The sequence below is a fragment of the Micromonospora sp. NBC_00421 genome, assembly GCF_036017915.1.
Taxonomy (GTDB): Bacteria; Actinomycetota; Actinomycetes; order Mycobacteriales; family Micromonosporaceae; genus Micromonospora.
The window spans coordinates 84,557-102,208 of sequence record NZ_CP107929.1 but is presented as its reverse complement, the minus strand read 5'-3'; the positions used below and the strand labels follow the sequence as shown (position 1 = coordinate 102,208).

Genomic DNA, 17,652 nt, shown 5'->3' with positions numbered 1-17,652 from the left:
ACACCCGATGACGGATCGGCCCACAGACGGGTGGCGGGGGTCACCCGCAGGGCGGAATCGTCGGCCGGTCGGGGTCGTTACACCTGGTAGCCGCGATCGCCCCGGCCAAGTCCTCGGGCTCGGCCCCCGGTCCGCCCGGCGGGCCAGCGACGCGTCACCCCGGCACCCGTCCGGCATCCCCACGATCGCCGGTCCGATCTTCCTCTTCACCTGCCGTTGCGGCACGACCGCGCCATCCCGCGCCCCCGCGGGACCGTGCGGGGACCCCCGAGATGCAGAGGAGCACCTCCATCATGCGTACCGACATCCTGCGTAAGACCGTGCTGACCGCTGCCGGCCTGGCCGCCACCGCCGGTGGCATCGCCGGCCCCGCGCTGGCCGCGCACGCCGCCGAGACCACCCGGCCCGCCGCCGTGGTGCAGGCCGACCGCAAGCCCGCCGGTGAGCGGGAGCTGAAGGTCGACTACGCCGCCCAGCCGAACTTCTACTACTGCGGCCCCGCCGCCGCCCGCAACGCCCTGAGCGTCCAGGGCAAGAGCATCGACGTCGACGCCATCGCCAAGGAGATGGGCACCACCGAGAACGGCACCGACAGCATCAACGACATCACCCCGATCCTGAACAAGGAGACCGGCCGCAAGGACGCCTACCGCAGCACCGAGATCCCGGCCGGCAAGGTCGACGGTAAGCGCATCGCGCAGCTGCGCGCCGACGTCGTCCGGGCGGTGGACGACGGCCGCGCCGTGGTCGCCAACATCGCCGGCACCGCCACCGACACCGACGGCAACACGCACTCCTTCGAGGGCGGGCACTACATCAGCGTCGTCGGCTACCGCGACGGTGGTCGGGTCGTGACGATCGCGGACTCCGCCAACCCGGACACCGCCTCCTACCGGATCGACGTCGACGAGCTGGCCCACTGGATCGCCAGCCGCGGCTACGCCTCCTGACCCGTCCCACCGATCGTGCGAAGGGCCGACCCCCTGGAGGGGTCGGCCCTTCGCCGTCGGCACGGCCCGAAGACAGCCCGGCCGGCAGACCGCACAGCCGGAAGGCGGCGCGAACGGAAGACGGCGCGGCTACGGGCGTCAGCCGCCCGAGTCGTCCAGCTCGGCGCCCTCGGGGACGGTGTCGTCGTCCCGGCTGGCCAGCCAGCCCTCGGGCAGGAAGACCTTGCCGGGAGAGTTCGTCCGGCCCCGTGGTTGGCCGAGCGCGGCCACCGGGAACGGTTCGGTGGCATCCAGCTTGCCGAGCAGGTCGTCCAGCTGGGCCAGGCTCTCGATCATGGCGAGCTCCCGACGCAGCCCACTACCCACCGGGAAGCCCTTCAGGTACCAGGCGACGTGCTTGCGGAAGTCGGTGCAGCCGTCCCGCTCACCCCGCGACGGGGTGCGCGAGCCGGCGGTGAACTGGTCCACAAGCAGTTCGGCGTGCCGTCGCATGGTCACCGCGACCTCGCCCAGGGTCGGCAACCGACGCTCCGGACGGCCGTCGAACGCGGCCTCCAGGTCGGCGAAGAGCCACGGCCGCCCCAGGCAGCCCCGTCCCACCACCACCCCGTCCACCCCGGTGTGGGCCACCATCCGCAGCGCGTCGTCGGCCTCCCAGATGTCGCCGTTGCCGAGCACCGGCACGTCGAGCGCCTGCTTGAGGGTGGCGATGGCGTCCCAGTCGGCGGTGCCGGAGTACCGCTGCGCGGCCGTCCGCCCGTGCAGGGCTACCGCCGCGACCCCGGCGTCCTGGGCGGCCAGCCCCGCCTCGACGTACGTCAGGTGGTCGTCGTCGATGCCCTTGCGCATCTTCACGGTGACCGGCACCCCGGCGGGTGACGCGGCGTCCACAGCGGCCCGCACCAGCCGGGCGAAGAGCCGACGCCGCCAGGGCAGGGCCGAGCCGCCACCCCGACGGGTCACCTTCGGCACCGGGCAGCCGAAGTTCAGGTCGATGTGGTCGGCGAGATCCCGCTCCACCACGATCCGCACCGCGGCGGCGGTGACCTCCGGGTCGGTGCCGTAGAGCTGGAGGCTGCGCGGCTGCTCCTCGGCACCGAAGGCGATCATGCGCAGGGTCTTCGGGTTCCGCTGGACCAGCGCGATCGTGGTGATCATCTCGCAGACGTAGATGCCACCGCCCTGCTCCCGGCAGAGCTGTCGGAAGCCGACGTTGGTGATGCCGGCCATCGGCGCGAGCACCACCGGCGGCCACACCTGGTGGGGGCCGATGGTGAGCGGGCGCAGGACCGGAGCGGGACTGGTCACGTACCCAAGAATCCCATGCCGGCGGTGATCCGCCGACGGCCGGTGTCCGGCCGCCTCCGCGACGGTGGGCGAACCCGCACCGCGACGACGACCGGCGTACGGCTTCAGTACGTGCCGGGGTCGGCGAGGATCAACCCGCAGACGTCCACGATGACCGAGGTGGCCGCGTTGACGTAGACGCCGAACGACAGCGGGGTGCCGTCGTGGCTGCCCAACTGCACCTCGACCAGGTTCGACAGCACCTGGTTGGGCCCCCACCAGTTCAGCGAGGACGTGCCCGGCCGGGCGGTCGACGAGCTGTACGCGGTGAGGAAGCCGCCGGAGACGGTCCCGGCCACGGTGACGTTGACGTACGCGGCGGTGGCCTTCTCGGCCAGCGCCGGCGGCACGTTCCTCACCGTCACGTGGAGGATCTTGCCAGCGCCGAGCTTTCCGGCGAGCACGTTCCCCGCACCGGCCACCACGTTGCCGCTGTAGGTGCCCATCGCCCGGGTGTCCAGGATGCGCGTCGGCGCGACCGCCAGCGTCCGGTTCGCCCAGCGGGAGGTGTTGACGTACTGCTTCGTCCCGTCCCGACCGCCGATGACCAGGTCGCCCGACTCGTTGATCGCCAACGAACCGGTGGGCAGGTCAGCCGGGATCGACGCTTCCGGCGTGGGCGCGAGGATCAACGGCGGACGCCCGTCGGCGTGGGTGAGGGCCAGCGTCGGGACGGCCGACGAGCCCCCGGTCAGCAGCGTCTCGGTCGTACCGGCATCGTTGCTCAGCCCGGCGCGCACCGGGTCTCCGTGGTCACGCATCGGCCCGCACCTCGCGGTCACCGCGCTCGGCGGCCTCCCTGATCACCCGGGCCCGGACTCCGCCGGCACCGACGCGACCGCCCTGGGCGGACTTCGCGTTGATCACCGCCGACTCCGGGTGGAACACCAGCAGGCCGGTGACGTCGAGGATCACCGCCGTCGCACCGGCGGCCACCCAGACGGCCACCACGTCGGGGTAGTAGTCCCCACCGGCGGTCTCGTAGCCGCCGAGCTGGGAGATGACGCCGTTGGAGAGCAGTTGGCCGGCCTCCCACCAGTTGATCGTGGAGGCGGTGGGCAGCTGGCCACGACCCCAGACCGTGGCGAACCCGCTCCGCGCGGTGTTGGCCACGGTGACGTTGCCCATCAGGCCGTCGCCGTAGTCGACGATGTCGCGCAGGTGCACGACCAGCAGGGTGTCGGCGAGTACCCGGCCCTGCGGATCGACCCGGCCAGCACCCTCCAGGAGCCGGGCGCGACCGGTCGCGCTGCGGCTGTCGAGCACCCGGGTCGGCGGGATCGGCACCAGCATGGTGGCGTTCGCCGTGGTCAGCGTCTCGTGCTGCACCACCGCGCCGTCGACCACCCGCTGCACGCCCAGGCCGTCGGCGGTGGAGAGCAATCCGCCGCCCCACCCGTAGCTGGGCGGCCTGCGGGTCAGCCGGAGGGTCGCGCCGGTGCTGTTCTTCAGGGCCAGCGTGGCGGCCCCGCCGTCGGCGGCGCCGGTCACGACGGTGTGCAGGGTGCCGGTGGTCGTCCCACCGAGGACGACCGGATCGCCGGTCGCGGCGGTGGCCGGCGCGGCGTTGACCGCGGCCACCGCGGTGGCCGCTACCGCGGCACCGCCGGTGACGGCGGCCCGGCGCAGCAGCGCACGCCGGGACGCGGAGCGGTCAGGTTCGGACGACGTCATTCTTCGTTCCCCCGTCGGCTGGATGGATGAGCGACGTTCGGCGCGCCTCCGGGCGGCTAGGCACGACTGACGAGCACCTGGCTCGGGTGGCCGACCAGCAGGCTGGTCAGGTCGAGGATCACGTGGGTCGGTGAACTGGTGGCCTGGAGCGTCAACACGCTGCGGTACGCCCCCACGGCACCGAACTCGGTGAAGAGGAAGTTCGACAGGACCTGGCCGCTGGTCCACCAGTTCACCGTGGACGTGACCGGCCGGGGGCCGCTGCCCCACACGGTCAGCACGCCACCACCTGTCATCCCGGTCACCGTCACGTTGCCCTTGAGCGCGTAGCCGTCCCGGACGTAGCCGTCCAGGCTGAGCACGATCGGCTTGCCGGGGACCAGCCTGCCGGTGGCGTCCAGGTCGCCCTTGCCGGAGACGATGGCCCGGCGCAGGTTCGGATCCCGGGTGTCGAGCACCCGGGTCGGCGCGACCGCCACCGAGGTGGTCGCCCACTCCGAGGTCCAGGCCCAGCCGACGGTGGCGTGGTCGGCGTCGTCCGCCCCGGCCTTGACGAACAGGTCACCCTGCTCGTCGACGGCCAGCGTGCCGAGTTCGGCGTCCAGCACCTGCGGGTAGATGCTCTCGCCGGGCACCAACCGCAGCGGGGCACCGGCGGTGTTCTCCAACAGCAGCGTGCCGTAACCGTTCGTGGCGTTCACCGTGGTGGTGACCGGGCCGGCGTCGTTTGTCGTACCCATGGTGAGGTTGTCGCCCGGGGCGGCCAGGGCCGTGCCGGGCACGCCGACCGTGGCGGCGACACCCGCGCCGGCCGTCCCGGCGGCGACCGTGGCGGCCCGACGCAGCAGGCGACGACGATCCCCGTCGTGGTCGTGCCCAGGTTGCGACGCACGCGTCATTTCCAACCCCCGTGTAGAGATTCAGCACCGCAAACGCTGACACGGCCCACCGCCCGACTCAAGGACCGAACGGACACAGATACCGACCGATGCCCGGCCCGGAACCCGACCCCGCCCGGCGACGCGGCCCACCCGGCCTCCGCCCGGCAACGCGCCGGCCCCGCCCCCGGTCAGCGGGGCGGGGCCGGTACGACGGCGGTCGTGGTCAGCAGCCGGGCAGCCGCTCGATCAGGTAGCGCTCGACCTGGTCGAGGGCGACCCGCTCCTGGGCCATGGTGTCCCGGTTCCGCACGGTCACCGCGTCGTCGTCGAGGGTGTCGAAGTCGACGGTGACGCAGAACGGGGTGCCGATCTCGTCCTGCCGGCGGTAGCGGCGGCCGATCGCCTGCGAGTCGTCGAACTCCACCACCCAGCGCTTACGGAGCTGGGCGGCCAGGCCCTTGGCCTTCGGCGAGAGCGCCTCGTTGCGGGACAGCGGCAGCACCGCCACCTTGACCGGGGCCAGCCGGGGGTCGAACCGCATCACGGTGCGCTTGTCGACGCCACCCTTGGTGTTCGGGGCCTCGTCCTCGTCGTACGCCTCGAGCAGGAACGCCAGCACCGCGCGGGTCAGGCCGGCGGCCGGCTCGATGACGTACGGCATCCAGCGCTCGTTGCGGGTCTGGTCGAAGTACGACAGGTCGACGCCGGAGTGCTTACTGTGCGTGGACAGGTCGAAGTCGGTGCGGTTGGCGACGCCCTCCAGCTCGGCGAACTCGGTGCCGCCGAACCGGAACCGGTACTCGATGTCGACGGTGCGCTTCGAGTAGTGGGAGAGCTTCTCCTTGGGGTGCTCGTAGAAGCGCAGGTTCTCCTCGGAGAGCCCCAGGTCGAGGTACCAGTTCCAGCGCTCCTGGAGCCAGTACTCGTGCCACTGCTCGTCGGAGCCGGGCTCGACGAAGAACTCCATCTCCATCTGCTCGAACTCGCGGGTCCGGAAGATGAAGTTGCCCGGGGTGATCTCGTTGCGGAACGACTTGCCGGTCTGCGCGATGCCGAACGGCGGCTTCTTGCGGGCCGCGGTCGCCACGTTGTTGTAGTTGACGAAGATGCCCTGGGCGGTCTCCGGGCGCAGGTAGTGCAGGCCCTCGTCGCTCTCCACCGGGCCGAGGTAGGTCTTCATCAGGCCGTTGAACATCTTGGGCTCGGTGAAGGTGCCCTTGTTGCCGCAGTTGGGGCAGTTCAGCTCCTGCAACGAGGTCAGCGGCTTGCCGTGCTTCTCGGCGTACGCCTCCTCCAGGTGGTCGGCGCGGAACCGCTTGTGGCACGACTGGCACTCGGTCAGCGGGTCGACGAACTCGGCGAGGTGCCCGCTGGCCTCCCAGACCCGGCGGGACAGGATGACCGCCGAGTCGAGGCCGACGACGTCGTCGCGCTGCTGGACCATGGCCTTCCACCACTGCCGCCGGACGTTCTCCTTCAGCTCCACGCCGAGCGGACCGTAGTCCCACGCCGATCGGGTGCCTCCGTAGATCTCGCTGGAGGGGAAGACGAAGCCTCGGCGCTTGGCGAGGCTGACGACGGCGTCGATACGGTCGGCTGGCATGTTTCCTCCTACGCCGGCTGGCGGTCGGCGTGGCCATGAAGACGGGTGGGACCGGACGGCCCGGGACAACGGTACGACCAGCAGCGCCCCGGGCCCAGCAGAATACCGGGGACGGCTCAGCTGACCCCGCAGACCTCCATGCCGCCGGACTGCTGGTCGGCGGCGAGGGTGACCTGCTGGGTGTCCCGCCCGCCGCCGCTGAAGGTCACGTCGACCGGCACGGTCAGGGTCTGCGGGTCGACGTCGCCCACCCGGTAACTGGCCACGGCCGGCTCCGCGGCGACCCGGCGGGTGAACTCGCCCCGGGACTCCCGCCGTCGCGCGTCGTCGCAGAGCTTCTCGTACGCCTTGCCGTACTGCTTGTCGACCAGTGCACGGTAGTAGTCGTCGGTGACCGACTGGCCCTGCTCCTCGATCGCCTGCACGTTGCTGACCACCAGCCCGACGGCCGCCGCGCCACCGCCTCCGCAGCAGATCACCAGGGCGAGTGCCCCGACGCCGAGCCCCAGCCAGAGCCGCCTGCGGCTGCCCTCGGTGGGCGGGGCGGCGAACGGCGGGGCCACCCCGGGCCCCGGGGGCGGAGCCGGCACACCCGGATCACCCGGGGGCGGAGCCGGCACACCCGGGTGACCCGGGGCGGCGGGGGGCGGGGTGCCGTCCGGGCCGGGTGTCGGGGGGTACGGCGGTGGGGCTGCCGGGCCGGGAGCGGTCATAGGAGCAGGGTAGTGCCCACGGGCTCAACGCTGCGGGCGCGCAGCCCGATCGGGCTCAACGCTGCGGGCGCGCAGCCCGATCGGGCTCAGCGGTGCGGACGTGCGGCCCGATCGCTGTCGACGACCACCACCTCGCCGTCGGGGGCGGCGCCGGCCAGCGTCTCGTACGCCGAGGGCTCGTCGATCGACTCGGCAAGCAGCGGCACGGCGGTGATCTTGACATCGAACCCGCCCAGCGCCCGCCGGTACGTCCCGACCGACTCCCACTCGGTGAGCAGGCACCAGTGCCGGGGGTCGTCGAGGGCACGCAGCAGCTCGCCGCGCAGGTAGCCGGGGCGGGCGGCGAGCGCGGCCAGTGCGGCGTGCGCCCGGGCGGTGAACTCGTCCGCCGCCTCGACGGCGACCACGAACCGGTTGGTGACAAGCACCGGGTTCCTCCTCGTAGAGTCTGTGGGATGCAGCCTACGCAGCGTCCTCTGCTGGCCCGGTTGGCCCGGGTGAACCCGACGTCGGTGTTCCTCGCCGCCCTGGTGCTGGTGCTGGTGGCGCTCTTCGCGCCCGGCCCGGTGGGCGGGCTGCTGCTGTTGGCGCTGGCCGCCGGGCTGGCCTACCTGCTGACCGTCACGTGGCCGGTGCAGGCGCCGCAGACCCGGCTGATCCGGTTGGTGATGTTGACGCTGCTGGTCACGGTGGCCCTGGTCAAGCTCTTCTGACATGCACTCATGCGTTTTTGACAATCATTCTCGTTTTCACGGACAGTTGCCGACATGACCGCCCGTACCCTGCCCCGCGCCCTGACCGCCGCCACCACCGCCCTGCTCGTCCTGGCCTGCGGCACTGCCTGCTCGACCGACCGGGCCGGGGCCGATCCGGACCGGGTGGACGTGGTCGCCGCCTTCTACCCTCTCCAGTTCGTCGCCGAGCGGGTCGGCGGGGACGCGGTCACCGTCACCAACCTCGCCAAGCCGGGCGCCGAGCCGCACGACCTGGAACTCAACCCCCGGCAGGTGGGCCAGGTCAGCGAGGCCGAGCTGGTCTTCTACCTCAAGGGCTTCCAGCCGGCGGTGGACGAGGCCGTGGCGCAGAACGCCGCCGACCGGGCGTTCGACGTGACGACCGTCGCGCCGCTGCGCGACGCCACAGCCGGCGGCCACGAACACGAGGGTGAGGCAGGTCACGCCGAGGAGGAGGGCGGCGGCAAGGACCCGCATCTCTGGCTCGACCCGACCCGGCTGGCCACCGTCGCCGACAAGCTCGCCGAGCGGCTCGGTGCCCTCGCCCCGGACCGGGCGGCCGACTTCACCACCCGGGCCCGGACGCTCCGTGGCGAGCTGGAGAAGCTCGACGCCGAGTACGCCGCCGGCCTGAAGACCTGCCAGCGCCGGGAGATCGTGGTCAGCCACACCGCCTTCGGCTACCTCGCCGAGCGTTACCGGCTGGAGCAGGTCGGCCTCACCGGGCTCACCCCGGACACCGAGCCCGCCCCGCAGCGGCTGGCCGAGGTCGCCCGGGAGGCCCGTGAGCACGGCGCCACCACGATCTTCTTCGAGACGCTGGTCAGCCCGAAGGTGGCCGAGACCATCGCCGCCGAGGTCGGGGCGAAGACCGCGGTGCTCGACCCGATCGAAGGGCTCTCCGCCGACGGGGGCGGGGAGGACTACCTTTCGGTGATGCGCACCAACCTGACCACGCTCCGTACCGCCCTGGGGTGCTCGTGACCACACCCGTGATCCAGGTCGGGCACGCCACCGCCGGCTACGACGGCCGGCCGGTGCTGCGCGACGTGTCGCTGACCGTCACCGCCGGCGAGGTGGTCGCCGTGCTCGGGGCCAACGGCTCCGGCAAGTCGACACTGATCCGCGCCGTGCTCGGGCTGGTCCCGCTGGGCAGCGGGTCGGTCGCGCTGTTCGGCGTCGCGCAGCGCCGGTTCCGGCAGTGGCACCGGATCGGGTACGTCCCGCAGCGGCTCGGCGCGGGAAGCGGCGTGCCGGCCACCGTCCGCGAGGTGGTGGCCTCCGGGCGGCTGGCCCGCCGGGGTGTGCTGCGTCCACCGGGACGGGCCGACCGGGCGGCGGTCGCCGCGGCGCTGCACGCGGTCGGGCTCGCCGACCGGGCCGGTGACCCGGTGTCCACCCTCTCCGGCGGTCAGCAGCAGCGCACCCTGATCGCCCGCGCGCTGGCCGGCGAGCCGGAGCTGCTGGTGCTCGACGAGCCGACCGCCGGGGTCGACGCGGCCAGCCAGGAGGCGTTCGCCGGGGCGCTGCACGACTTCGTCGGCACCGGGGGCACCGTCCTGCTCGTCGCCCACGAGCTGGGCCCGCTGCGTCCGCTGATCAGCCGGGCCGTGGTGGTGCACCAGGGCGGAATCTGCCACGACGGCGCGGTCCCGGAACCGGCCGGGCACCACGCCGAGCCCGACCACGACCACGTGCACCCGCACGGTCCCGAGGAGCCCGCCGGGCTGTGGAGCAGCTGAGCAATGGACCTCTTCCAGTACGACTTCATGCAGCGGGCGCTGCTCGGCGCCCTGGTGATCGGGCTGACCGCCCCGGCCCTCGGCATCTATCTGGTGCAGCGGCGGCTGGCCCTGATCGGTGACGGCATCGGCCACGTCGCGCTCACCGGTGTCGGCGCCGGCCTGCTGCTCAACCGCTCACCGGTGCTGGTGGCGGTGGTCGCGGCCATCCTCGGCGCGGTCACCATCGAGCTGGTCCGGGCCCGGGGCCGCACCTCCGGCGACCTGGCGCTGGCGCTGCTGTTCTACGGCGGCATCGCCGGTGGGGTGATGCTGGTCGGCCTCTCCGACGCCAGCAGCGCCAACCTCAACGCCTACCTGTTCGGCTCGCTCACCACCACCTCCCCCGCCGACCTGACCACCATCGCGGTGCTCGGGGCGACGATCGCGGTGCTCATGCTGGCGCTGCGCCCGGCACTCTTCGCGGTCTGCCACGACGAGGAGTACGCCCGGGTCGCCGGGCTGCCCGTCCGGGCGCTGAACCTGCTGCTGGCGGTCGCCACCGCGGTCACCGTCACGATCGCCATGCGGGCGGTCGGCGTCCTGCTGATCAGCGCCCTCATGGTGGTGCCGGTGGCCACCGCGCAGCAGGTCACCAGGGGGTTCCGCAGCACCATGACGGCGGCCATGGCGCTCGGCCTGTTCGCCGCCGGGGCGGGGGTCTGGGTGGCGGCCACCGCCGACACCGCCCCCGGCGCCTCGGTGGTGCTGCTGGCGATCACGTCCTTCCTCGTGGTGGCGCTGGCCGCCGCCGCGTGGCGGGTGCTGCGCCGCCGGGCCGCCCCGGCCGCCGCCACCGTCCAGGAGCCGCACGAGGTGGTGCTCCGGTGACGCCGACCGGCGGACCGTCACCGGTGTTGGTTACCGTTACGGGGTGACCGGCACCCACGGCTACGACGCCTTCGAGGGCGCGGGCGAGCTGCTCCGGGCGCTGTCCGCCCCGATCCGGCTGGCGATCGTCAGCGAGCTCGCCCAGGGCGAGCGGTGCGTGCACGAGCTGGTCGAGCAGCTCGGCGCCCCGCAGCCGCTGGTCTCCCAGCACCTGCGGGTGCTGCGGGGGGCGGGGGTGGTGCGGGGCTCCCGACGCGGCCGGGAGATCGCATACGCGCTGGTCGACGAGCACGTCGCGCACATCGTCGCCGACGCGGTCAGCCACGCCGGGGAGGGTCCGTCGTCCGCCGGTGAGCCGTCGGCCGGGCATGCGGGGGGTGCCGGGCGGCCCGCGTCGTGGCACGCTGTCGGCCGTGAAGATCTACGCTGACCGTTCTCCGGTCGCCCTCCGTCAGTTCCTCACCGACCTCCTCGTCGTCGCCTGGGTCTACGCGGCGGTCCGCTTCGCGCTGTGGTTGTACGACCTGGTGGAGAAGCTAGCCGTACCCGGGCAGAAGCTGGAGGGGGCCGGCGGTGGCCTCGCCGACAACCTGGCCGACGCCGGTGGCAAGGTGGGCCGGGTGCCGCTGGTCGGCGACGAGCTGACCGGGCCGTTCACCAAGGCCGCCGACGCCGCGCGGGCGATGGCCGAGGCGGGCCGCGACCAGCAGGAGCTGGTCGGTCAGCTCGCGTTGGCGTTGAGCCTCGCGGTGCTGGTCTTCCCGCTCGGGCTGGTGCTGTTCGGCTGGCTGCCGCTGCGGCTGCGCTGGATGCGCCGGGCCGCCTCGGCGAAGGCCCTCGCCGCCGTCCCGGCCGGCCGGGACCTGCTGGCCCTGCGCGCGCTGACCAGCCAGCCGCTGCGCCGGCTGACCAGGATCGACCCGGACGTGGCCCAGGCGTGGCGGCGCGGTGACGACGCCACCGTCGACGCGCTCGCCGCCCTGGAGCTGCGCCGACTCGGCCTACGCGCCGGCCGCTAGGCCCGGGGCCGGGCGGTGACCGGCCCTGCGGCTGGCCGGTCACCGCCCCGCCCGCCCTCCCCCTCCGCAACGGGTCCCCCGGCGCGGCCGGTCACCATGCCGCAGCTGCGGCGAGTTGTGCCTTCCCGCCCGAGAGGATTAGATGATGATAAATATATTGCGGTAGGGACCGGTCTGCGTGCGTCGGCGCGGGCGGCCCGGAACGGGAGCGATCCATGCCTTTGATTCGCAGTCGGTCGATCGTCGCGGCCGGGGCAGCCGGCCTGGTGGCGATGCTGGCCGCCACACTCACCGGGCTGCCACCGGCGCAGGCGGCGGCCGGTGACGGCACACCCACTGATGCGAACATCGCGTTCGTCGGCCGCTGGGACCGGAGCAACAGCACCGCGTACGTGCCGAACTGGGCCGGTGCCTACCTGAAGACCGGGTTCACCGGCACCACCGTCAAGCTGCGGCAGCGGCGCACCATCGACCTCTACTACAGCATCGACGGGGCCGACTTCAGGTATCTGACCAACGTCAGCGGCACGGTGAACCTGACCCCGAGCCCGCTGCCCGCCGGCAACCACACGCTGCTGGTGTCGTACCGGGTGGTCGCCGGCTCGTACACCGGGGACGCGGTGTTCCAGGGGCTGACCCTCGACTCGGGCGCGCGTACCCTGCCGGCGGCGGTGCGGCCCCGGCTGATCGAGTTCGTCGGCGACTCCATCACCCTCGGCACCACCTCCTCGCGGACGGCGCTGACCGCGTACGGCTGGCTGACCGGTGAGCAGCTCGGCACCGAGCACACCCAGCTCGGCTACGGCGGGGGCTGCCTGGTGGCGACCGCCGACGGCTGCGTCAGCGTGGCCACCCAGTTCCTCCGGACCGGGTATGCGGCGAACAGCCCGAACTGGGACTTCAGCCGCTACCAGGCCGACGCCGTGGTGATCAACCTGGGCACCAACGACCGCAGCCACGGGGTGAGCGGTGCGGACTTCCAGAACCAGTACGCCACGTTCATCCGTACCGTGCGGGGCAAGTACCCGCGCGCGGCGATCTTCGCGCTGCGCACCTTCAGCGGCCGGTACGCCGCGGAGACCGCCGCCGCCGTCACGGCGGTCACCGGTGGCGGGGACCGCAACGTGTTCTACGTGGACACCACCGGCTGGCTGCCCGCCGACGGGTTGAGCGACTCGGTGCACCCGAACGACGCCGGTCACCGGGCGATCACCGCCCGGCTCGCCCCGATCGTCGCCGCGAAGCTGACCACCACTCCGACGCCGACGCCGACCCCCACCACCGCACCGCCCACGACCACCCCGCCCACGACCACGCCGCCCGTGACCACGCCGCCGGTCACCACCGCACCGCCCACCACCCCGCCCGTCACCACCCCGCCGGCCGGCGGGACCGGGTGCGGCGTCGGTTACGCGGTCACCGGGCAGTGGCAGGGCGGTTTCCAGGGCGAGGTGACGATCCGCAACACCGGCACCACCCCGATCGCCGGCTGGACGCTCCAGTGGACGTTCGCCGACGGCCAGCGGGTCAGCCAGGCGTGGAACGCCAGCTACACGCAGAGCGGCGGCACCGTCCGGGCGACCAACGTCAGCTGGAACAGCACGATCGCGGCCGGGGCGACGGTGAGCTTCGGATTCCTGGCCGACGCCACCGGCGCGAACAGCCGACCCACCGGGTTCGCCCTCGACGGCACCGCCTGCGCGGTCTCCTGACGGTCCGCCGTGGTCCGGGTGACCCCGCCACCCGGACCACGGCGGCCGGGGCCGCCCGCTGCGCAGTGCCGACCGCACCCCGGCCGGGGCAGTTCCCACCCGCCCGGCCGGGGCGCTACCATCCGCCCGGCCGGGCCGGGACGCGTCACCGCAGGTAGGCCGAGAGGCCGAGCTGCTGGTTGCGGAGGGCGGTGGCGACCACACCGGCGATCTGCCGGGCTCCGGCCGTCTCGAAGTGGGTGTGGTCGGCGCAGAAGAACGCCCCCACCGCGCCCGAGTTGTAGTCGCCGTTGTTCGGGCAGAGCCGCAGCGTGTTGTAGAGCGTGTAGCTCAGTTTGTGCAGGTCGATGACGGGGACGTTGTTGGCCCGGCCCGCGTCGAACGTCTCGGTGAGGAAGCCCCGGTTGCCGACGGCGGTGCTGCCCGAACAGGTGATCGCGGCGGCCGGGGTGAGGAAGACCGGGTACGCGCCGCGCTGCTGGGCCGCGCGGGCCATCACGCCGAGCAGTTCCTTGTAGCGCGCGGAGCCGACGTGCCGGTTGCAGGTGGCGCTGCCGTCGTTGATGCCGAACTGGATGAACAGGTAGTCGCCTGCCTTCATCCCGCCGTTGGCGTTGAGCATGGCCTGCCAGCGGGTCGAGTAGGTCTGCGGGTTGACCACGCACTCGCCGGCCGAGTTCATCGTGGTGGTGACGTTCGGGTCGTACAGCCAGGTCTGGATGCTGCGCCCGCCGACCGCGCTGTTGACCACCGTGGCGTTGCCGTTGAAGTACTGGCCGAACTGGTTGCCCCAGCCGACCGGGCAGACGGTGCCGGAGGACGGGTTGGCGACCGTGGAGTCGCCGGCCAGCCACACGGTGACCGGCCGCTGCGCCGAGGGGGTCGGGCTGGGCGTCGGAGTGGGCGTGGGCGTCCGGGTCGGGGTCGGGGTCGGGGTGGGCGTCGGGGTCGGCGGGGTGGACGGCGGCGGGCAGGGGGTGGCGGTCGGCGTCGCGCCGGTGCAGGAGACCCCGTTGAGCGCGAACGCGGTGGGCACCGGGTTGGCGGTGGTCCACGCGCCGTTGAAGCCGAAGCTGACGCCTGCCCCGGTCGCGATGGCGGCGTTGTAACCGGCGTCCTTCGCGCTGACCGCCGTCCCGTTCTGGGTGACCGTGGCGTTCCACGCCTGGCTGACCTGCTGGCCGGTGGCGAAGGCCCAGGTGAGCGTCCAGCCGGAGACCGGGTCGCCGAGGTTGGTGACCGTGACGTCCGCACCGAAGCCGCCCTGCCACTCGCTGGTGACCTTGTAGTCGACCCGGCAGCCGGTCGCGGCGGCGGTGGCGGCCCCGCTCGCCACGGCCACCCCGCCCGCGAGGACCGCCAGAGTGATCACGCCAAGTCCGGCGGTACGCCGCCGCGCTGCTCTCATCGTCCGCTCCTCGTCGGTGGTGCCGGGCCGGCGTCGGCTGCCCGTGTGGGCCACCGCACGCGCCCCTTCGACGGGGCGGAGTCGGCCACACGCCCGGGACGAGGCGTGACAGTTATCGATGTTACTCGATATCAGTCGCCCCGGTTCCACGATGTCCACCGTCGTACGACGAGCACCGCCCCACCCCTCGTCTAGGGTGGGGCGGTGCTCTACTTCCTGATCGTCGTCGCCGTGCTGCTGCTGGCGTACGCCGCCGTGCTGGTCAGCTTCGTCAGGCGCGGGCGCAAGATCCCGCCGCAGGCGTACCTGGTGCTGGCGCTGCTCAACGGGCTCATCCTGGCGGCCGTGCTGGCCTGGGCCGTCGCCCGCTGACGAACGGACGGCGACCGGCCGAGGAGCCGGTGGACCGCCACGCCATCCCGCCCGCCGCACCCGTTCCGCGCGGCGGGCGGGGTCAGTCGCCGGTCAGCACGATCGGCTCGTCATCGTCGTCGTCGATGTCGTCGTCACCCCAGTTGCGCCGGACGAACGGTAGGACCACCCAGAACGTCAGGAACCACAGGCCGGTGATCACGGTGAGCACCACGGCGATGCCGGTGTCCAGCACGAAGTCGGCGATCAGCAGGACCGCGCTCACCATGGCGACAAGCATGAAGGCCAGACCACCGGTGGCCATCCGGTGGGCGAAGCGGACCAGCTCCGGCTTGCGACCCTGCCGGAACAGCGCCCGGTGGAAGGCGACCGGCGAAATGATCATCGCGGTGGCCGCGGCGGCGGACAACAACGCGAGGATGTAGACGTCCCGCTGGAACTCGCTGGTCCGGGTGAACCCGTTGCTGAACGGCAGGGTCAGCAGGAAGGCGAAGAGGATCTGCACGCCGGTCTGGGCGACCCGCAACTCCTGGAGCAGATCGGCGAAGTTGCGCTGCCAGCGCTGCTTCTCGGATTCCTTCGACACGGGCGACCTCCGGGGTGAGACGTGCGGCCGGCGGGGGCGTCCCCGTCGGCAGCAACGCCTGTGCCCCATCGATACCTGCCCGAAACCGATTCACGACCCCGGCCCCGCAAGATCGCGCTCGATCCATGTTGTAGTGGCCTCCCGCCGCACGGATACCACGACAACCAGGATCGAGTACCACGACAGCCAGGAATCGAGTACCACGACAACCAGGATCGAGTACCACTACCACCAGGATCGAGCGTGACCCGGCTCCCCGGCAACGCTCAGACCGCCCCGCGCACCCGGGCCAGGATCGCCTCGGCCAGCGGGCCCGGGGCCTCGTCCGGGATCCAGTGGGTGACCCCGGGCAGCACCACGAAGCGGTAGTCCCCCGACACGTGCCGGGCGCACGCCTGCGCGGCGGTACGCCCCACGGCCACGTCCCGGTCGCTCCACACGTAACTGGTCGGCACGGTCACCGGGCCGACCGCCTTCAGGTCCCGTCCCGACATCGCCCGGTACCAGTTCAACGCGCCGGTCAACGCCCCCGGCACCCGCATCGGCCCGGCGTACCGGGCCACCCGGGCGGGGTCACCGACGCCGGCCAGCATCCGGCGCAGCACCGCCGCCCGCCAGGCCAGCAGCACCCGCTCCGCCAGCCCCGCGCGGCGGAACAACGCCATGTACGACGAGCGCGCCCGCTGCCCCCGGTCGGCGGAGAGCGCGTAGCCGAAGGCGGCCGGATGGGGCACCGAGACCGCGGTGAGGGTGCGCACCCGCTCCGGATGCCGGGCGGCCAGCGCCCAGGCGACGATCGCGCCCCAGTCGTGCCCCACCACGTGCGCGGCGTCGACGCCCAACTCGTCGAGCAGCGCCACCGCGTCGGCGACCAGCTCCGGCAACCGGTAAGCGGCCACCCCGGCGGGCCGGGCGTCGGGCGAGTAGCCCCGCTGGTCCGGGGCGTAGGTGCGCAGCCCCGCGGCGTGCAGGGCGGGCACCACATCGTCCCACTCCCCGCCGTGCTGGGGGAAGCCGTGCAGCAGCAGCACGACCGCGCCGCCCTCGGGGCCACCGGCCCGTACGTCGAACGTGAGCCCTCGCGCCGGTACCCGCATGACCGGCAGCCTACCCAGCCCCGACGGCGCCGCACCCCGGGCGGACGCCCGGCGGTGGTCGCGACCCGGACGCCCGGCGGACCGGCGTCGACTGCCGGGAACCGTGGCCTGCTGGGTCGTTGCCGCAGGTCGGTGCTAGCGTCTGCCGAGACAACTTCACATCCGACAGGGGAGCGCACAGCGCTGAGAGTGCGGGCATCGCCCGCAGACCCTCGAACCTGATCTGGGTAATGCCAGCGCAGGGAGTTCGGTCGACCTCCAGCCGCGCCGCCGTCCGGCAGCCGCCGGGCGCGGCGTGCGTCTTCTCCTGGTTCGATCACTGGACTGGGAGCACCGACATGAAACACACCGACAGCAACCGGTGGCGCACCATCGACATCGTGGTCGCCGCCGTGATCGCCGTGGCCTTCGGCGTCATCTTCTGGGCCTGGGGCCTGGTCTGGAAGGCCGCCGACCCGGCGTTCGCCGCCGCCCCGGCCAGCCAGGCGGTGATGTACGGCGTCTGGCTGGTCCCGGCGGTGCTCGGCGGCCTGGTGATCCGCAAGCCCGGGGCGGCCCTGTTCTGCGAGGCCGTCGCCGCCACCGTCTCCGCGCTGCTCGGCGCGGAGTGGGGCGGCATCACCATCGTGCAGGGGCTGATCCAGGGTCTCGGCGCGGAGTTGGCCTTCGCCGCGTTCCGCTACCGGTCGTTCCGGCTGCCGGTGGCGGTGCTGGCCGGCGCGCTGACCGGGCTGAGCGCCGCCCTGTTCGACTTCTTCGTCTGGAACGCCGAGTACGCCCTGACCAGCTACCGGCTGCCGTACGCGGCGCTGACGGTGCTCAGCGCCGCCGTCGTCGCCGGGGTCGGCGGCTGGTACCTGACCCGCGCGCTGGCCGAGACCGGCGTGCTGGACCGGTTCCCCTCCGGCCGTGACCGCACCCTGGTCTGACCTTCCCTGGCGATC

The 17,652-nt window shown here is 72.9% G+C and carries 19 protein-coding genes, 1 pseudogene and 1 riboswitch; of the genes and pseudogenes, 10 read left to right on the top strand and 10 right to left on the bottom strand.

Translation table 11 applies throughout. The features are described from left to right. Positions 1-293: 293 nt before the first annotated feature. Positions 294-950 (top strand): C39 family peptidase, encoded by a 657-nt coding sequence (locus OHQ87_RS00480; protein ID WP_328343892.1) that lies wholly within the window; start codon positions 294-296, stop codon positions 948-950. Positions 951-1,088: 138 nt separating this feature from the next. Here the strand turns inward: OHQ87_RS00480 and dusB are convergent, their stop codons facing one another. The 7 genes from dusB to OHQ87_RS00445 all read right to left on the bottom strand — a co-directional run bounded on the left by dusB (position 1,089) and on the right by OHQ87_RS00445 (position 7,596). Beyond that, positions 1,089-2,258, bottom strand: a complete 1,170-nt coding sequence (gene dusB / locus OHQ87_RS00475; protein WP_328343890.1) for a tRNA dihydrouridine synthase DusB — start codon at positions 2,256-2,258, stop codon at positions 1,089-1,091. 104 nt (positions 2,259-2,362) lie between these two features. Then, positions 2,363-3,058 carry a hypothetical protein gene (locus OHQ87_RS00470; RefSeq protein ID WP_328343888.1) on the bottom strand — a complete coding sequence of 232 codons (696 nt, stop codon included), beginning with the start codon at positions 3,056-3,058 and terminating at the stop codon, positions 2,363-2,365. Continuing rightward, positions 3,051-3,971, bottom strand: a complete 921-nt coding sequence (locus tag OHQ87_RS00465) for a hypothetical protein (protein WP_328343887.1) — start codon at positions 3,969-3,971, stop codon at positions 3,051-3,053. The genes OHQ87_RS00470 and OHQ87_RS00465 overlap by 8 nt, the downstream gene beginning before the upstream one ends. Before the next feature lie 56 nt (positions 3,972-4,027). Beyond that, positions 4,028-4,870 (bottom strand): hypothetical protein, encoded by an 843-nt coding sequence (locus tag OHQ87_RS00460; RefSeq protein ID WP_328343885.1) that lies wholly within the window; start codon positions 4,868-4,870, stop codon positions 4,028-4,030. Positions 4,871-5,075: 205 nt separating this feature from the next. Further along, complete coding sequence (locus OHQ87_RS00455) at positions 5,076-6,455, bottom strand: glycine--tRNA ligase (protein WP_328343883.1); 1,380 nt, start codon at positions 6,453-6,455, stop codon at positions 5,076-5,078. A gap of 116 nt (positions 6,456-6,571) precedes the next feature. Next, positions 6,572-7,045, bottom strand: coding sequence for an Rv0361 family membrane protein (locus OHQ87_RS00450; RefSeq protein ID WP_328348693.1), 474 nt, complete (start codon positions 7,043-7,045; stop codon positions 6,572-6,574). 209 nt (positions 7,046-7,254) lie between these two features. Then, positions 7,255-7,596: an antibiotic biosynthesis monooxygenase family protein gene (locus tag OHQ87_RS00445; protein WP_328343881.1), complete on the bottom strand. Its 342-nt coding sequence runs from the start codon at positions 7,594-7,596 to the stop codon at positions 7,255-7,257. Between the two features lie 27 nt (positions 7,597-7,623). On the opposite strand from OHQ87_RS00445, the gene OHQ87_RS00440 reads away from it, so the two are divergent. The 7 genes and pseudogenes from OHQ87_RS00440 (at position 7,624) to OHQ87_RS00410 (ending at position 13,245) form a co-directional block, all read left to right on the top strand. After that, complete coding sequence (locus OHQ87_RS00440; protein WP_328343879.1) at positions 7,624-7,881, top strand: DUF6703 family protein; 258 nt, start codon at positions 7,624-7,626, stop codon at positions 7,879-7,881. 54 nt (positions 7,882-7,935) lie between these two features. Further along, positions 7,936-8,886, top strand: coding sequence for a metal ABC transporter substrate-binding protein (locus OHQ87_RS00435; protein ID WP_328343877.1), 951 nt, complete (start codon positions 7,936-7,938; stop codon positions 8,884-8,886). Beyond that, complete coding sequence (locus OHQ87_RS00430) at positions 8,883-9,644, top strand: metal ABC transporter ATP-binding protein (RefSeq protein WP_328343876.1); 762 nt, start codon at positions 8,883-8,885, stop codon at positions 9,642-9,644. The genes OHQ87_RS00435 and OHQ87_RS00430 overlap by 4 nt, the downstream gene beginning before the upstream one ends. A gap of 3 nt (positions 9,645-9,647) precedes the next feature. Further along, positions 9,648-10,514 carry a metal ABC transporter permease gene (locus tag OHQ87_RS00425; RefSeq protein ID WP_328343874.1) on the top strand — a complete coding sequence of 289 codons (867 nt, stop codon included), beginning with the start codon at positions 9,648-9,650 and terminating at the stop codon, positions 10,512-10,514. 43 nt (positions 10,515-10,557) lie between these two features. Then, a pseudogene (locus tag OHQ87_RS00420) lies at positions 10,558-10,860 on the top strand (ArsR/SmtB family transcription factor); the annotation flags it as partial. 67 nt (positions 10,861-10,927) lie between these two features. Continuing rightward, positions 10,928-11,533: a hypothetical protein gene (locus OHQ87_RS00415; protein WP_328343873.1), complete on the top strand. Its 606-nt coding sequence runs from the start codon at positions 10,928-10,930 to the stop codon at positions 11,531-11,533. A gap of 215 nt (positions 11,534-11,748) precedes the next feature. Then, positions 11,749-13,245: a cellulose binding domain-containing protein gene (locus OHQ87_RS00410; protein ID WP_328343871.1), complete on the top strand. Its 1,497-nt coding sequence runs from the start codon at positions 11,749-11,751 to the stop codon at positions 13,243-13,245. Positions 13,246-13,390: 145 nt separating this feature from the next. On the opposite strand, the gene OHQ87_RS00405 is transcribed toward OHQ87_RS00410, so the two are convergent. Next, positions 13,391-14,653: a cellulose binding domain-containing protein gene (locus OHQ87_RS00405; protein ID WP_328343870.1), complete on the bottom strand. Its 1,263-nt coding sequence runs from the start codon at positions 14,651-14,653 to the stop codon at positions 13,391-13,393. Positions 14,654-14,857: 204 nt separating this feature from the next. Here OHQ87_RS00405 and OHQ87_RS00400 point away from each other — a divergent pair, with 204 nt between their 5' ends. Beyond that, the gene (locus OHQ87_RS00400; protein ID WP_176734845.1) at positions 14,858-15,025 is read left to right on the top strand and encodes a hypothetical protein; all 168 of its coding nucleotides are present in this window, start codon (positions 14,858-14,860) and stop codon (positions 15,023-15,025) included. Between the two features lie 82 nt (positions 15,026-15,107). On the opposite strand, the gene OHQ87_RS00395 is transcribed toward OHQ87_RS00400, so the two are convergent. Together OHQ87_RS00395 and OHQ87_RS00390 are read right to left on the bottom strand one after the other, a co-directional pair. After that, positions 15,108-15,611 carry a DUF6328 family protein gene (locus OHQ87_RS00395; RefSeq protein WP_328343866.1) on the bottom strand — a complete coding sequence of 168 codons (504 nt, stop codon included), beginning with the start codon at positions 15,609-15,611 and terminating at the stop codon, positions 15,108-15,110. A gap of 266 nt (positions 15,612-15,877) precedes the next feature. Continuing rightward, on the bottom strand, positions 15,878-16,708 hold the full coding sequence (locus OHQ87_RS00390) for an alpha/beta fold hydrolase (protein ID WP_328343864.1): 831 nt from the start codon (positions 16,706-16,708) through the stop codon (positions 15,878-15,880). A 157-nt stretch (positions 16,709-16,865) separates the two neighbouring features. After that, positions 16,866-16,971: riboswitch (TPP riboswitch) on the top strand. Positions 16,972-17,046: 75 nt separating this feature from the next. On the opposite strand from OHQ87_RS00390, the gene OHQ87_RS00385 reads away from it, so the two are divergent. After that, positions 17,047-17,637 (top strand): ECF transporter S component, encoded by a 591-nt coding sequence (locus OHQ87_RS00385; RefSeq protein WP_328343862.1) that lies wholly within the window; start codon positions 17,047-17,049, stop codon positions 17,635-17,637. Positions 17,638-17,652 lie beyond the last annotated feature (15 nt).

Coding starts and splice junctions, on each gene's coding strand:
- OHQ87_RS00480 (WP_328343892.1), top strand. CDS start 294: ATGCGTACCGACATCCTGCGTAAGACCGTGCTGACCGCTGCCGGCCTG.
- OHQ87_RS00470 (WP_328343888.1), bottom strand. CDS start 3,058: ATGCGTGACCACGGAGACCCGGTGCGCGCCGGGCTGAGCAACGATGCC.
- OHQ87_RS00465 (WP_328343887.1), bottom strand. CDS start 3,971: ATGACGTCGTCCGAACCTGACCGCTCCGCGTCCCGGCGTGCGCTGCTG.
- OHQ87_RS00460 (WP_328343885.1), bottom strand. CDS start 4,870: ATGACGCGTGCGTCGCAACCTGGGCACGACCACGACGGGGATCGTCGT.
- OHQ87_RS00455 (WP_328343883.1), bottom strand. CDS start 6,455: ATGCCAGCCGACCGTATCGACGCCGTCGTCAGCCTCGCCAAGCGCCGA.
- OHQ87_RS00440 (WP_328343879.1), top strand. CDS start 7,624: ATGCAGCCTACGCAGCGTCCTCTGCTGGCCCGGTTGGCCCGGGTGAAC.
- OHQ87_RS00435 (WP_328343877.1), top strand. CDS start 7,936: ATGACCGCCCGTACCCTGCCCCGCGCCCTGACCGCCGCCACCACCGCC.
- OHQ87_RS00425 (WP_328343874.1), top strand. CDS start 9,648: ATGGACCTCTTCCAGTACGACTTCATGCAGCGGGCGCTGCTCGGCGCC.
- OHQ87_RS00410 (WP_328343871.1), top strand. CDS start 11,749: ATGCCTTTGATTCGCAGTCGGTCGATCGTCGCGGCCGGGGCAGCCGGC.
- OHQ87_RS00405 (WP_328343870.1), bottom strand. CDS start 14,653: ATGAGAGCAGCGCGGCGGCGTACCGCCGGACTTGGCGTGATCACTCTG.
- OHQ87_RS00390 (WP_328343864.1), bottom strand. CDS start 16,708: ATGCGGGTACCGGCGCGAGGGCTCACGTTCGACGTACGGGCCGGTGGC.
- OHQ87_RS00385 (WP_328343862.1), top strand. CDS start 17,047: ATGAAACACACCGACAGCAACCGGTGGCGCACCATCGACATCGTGGTC.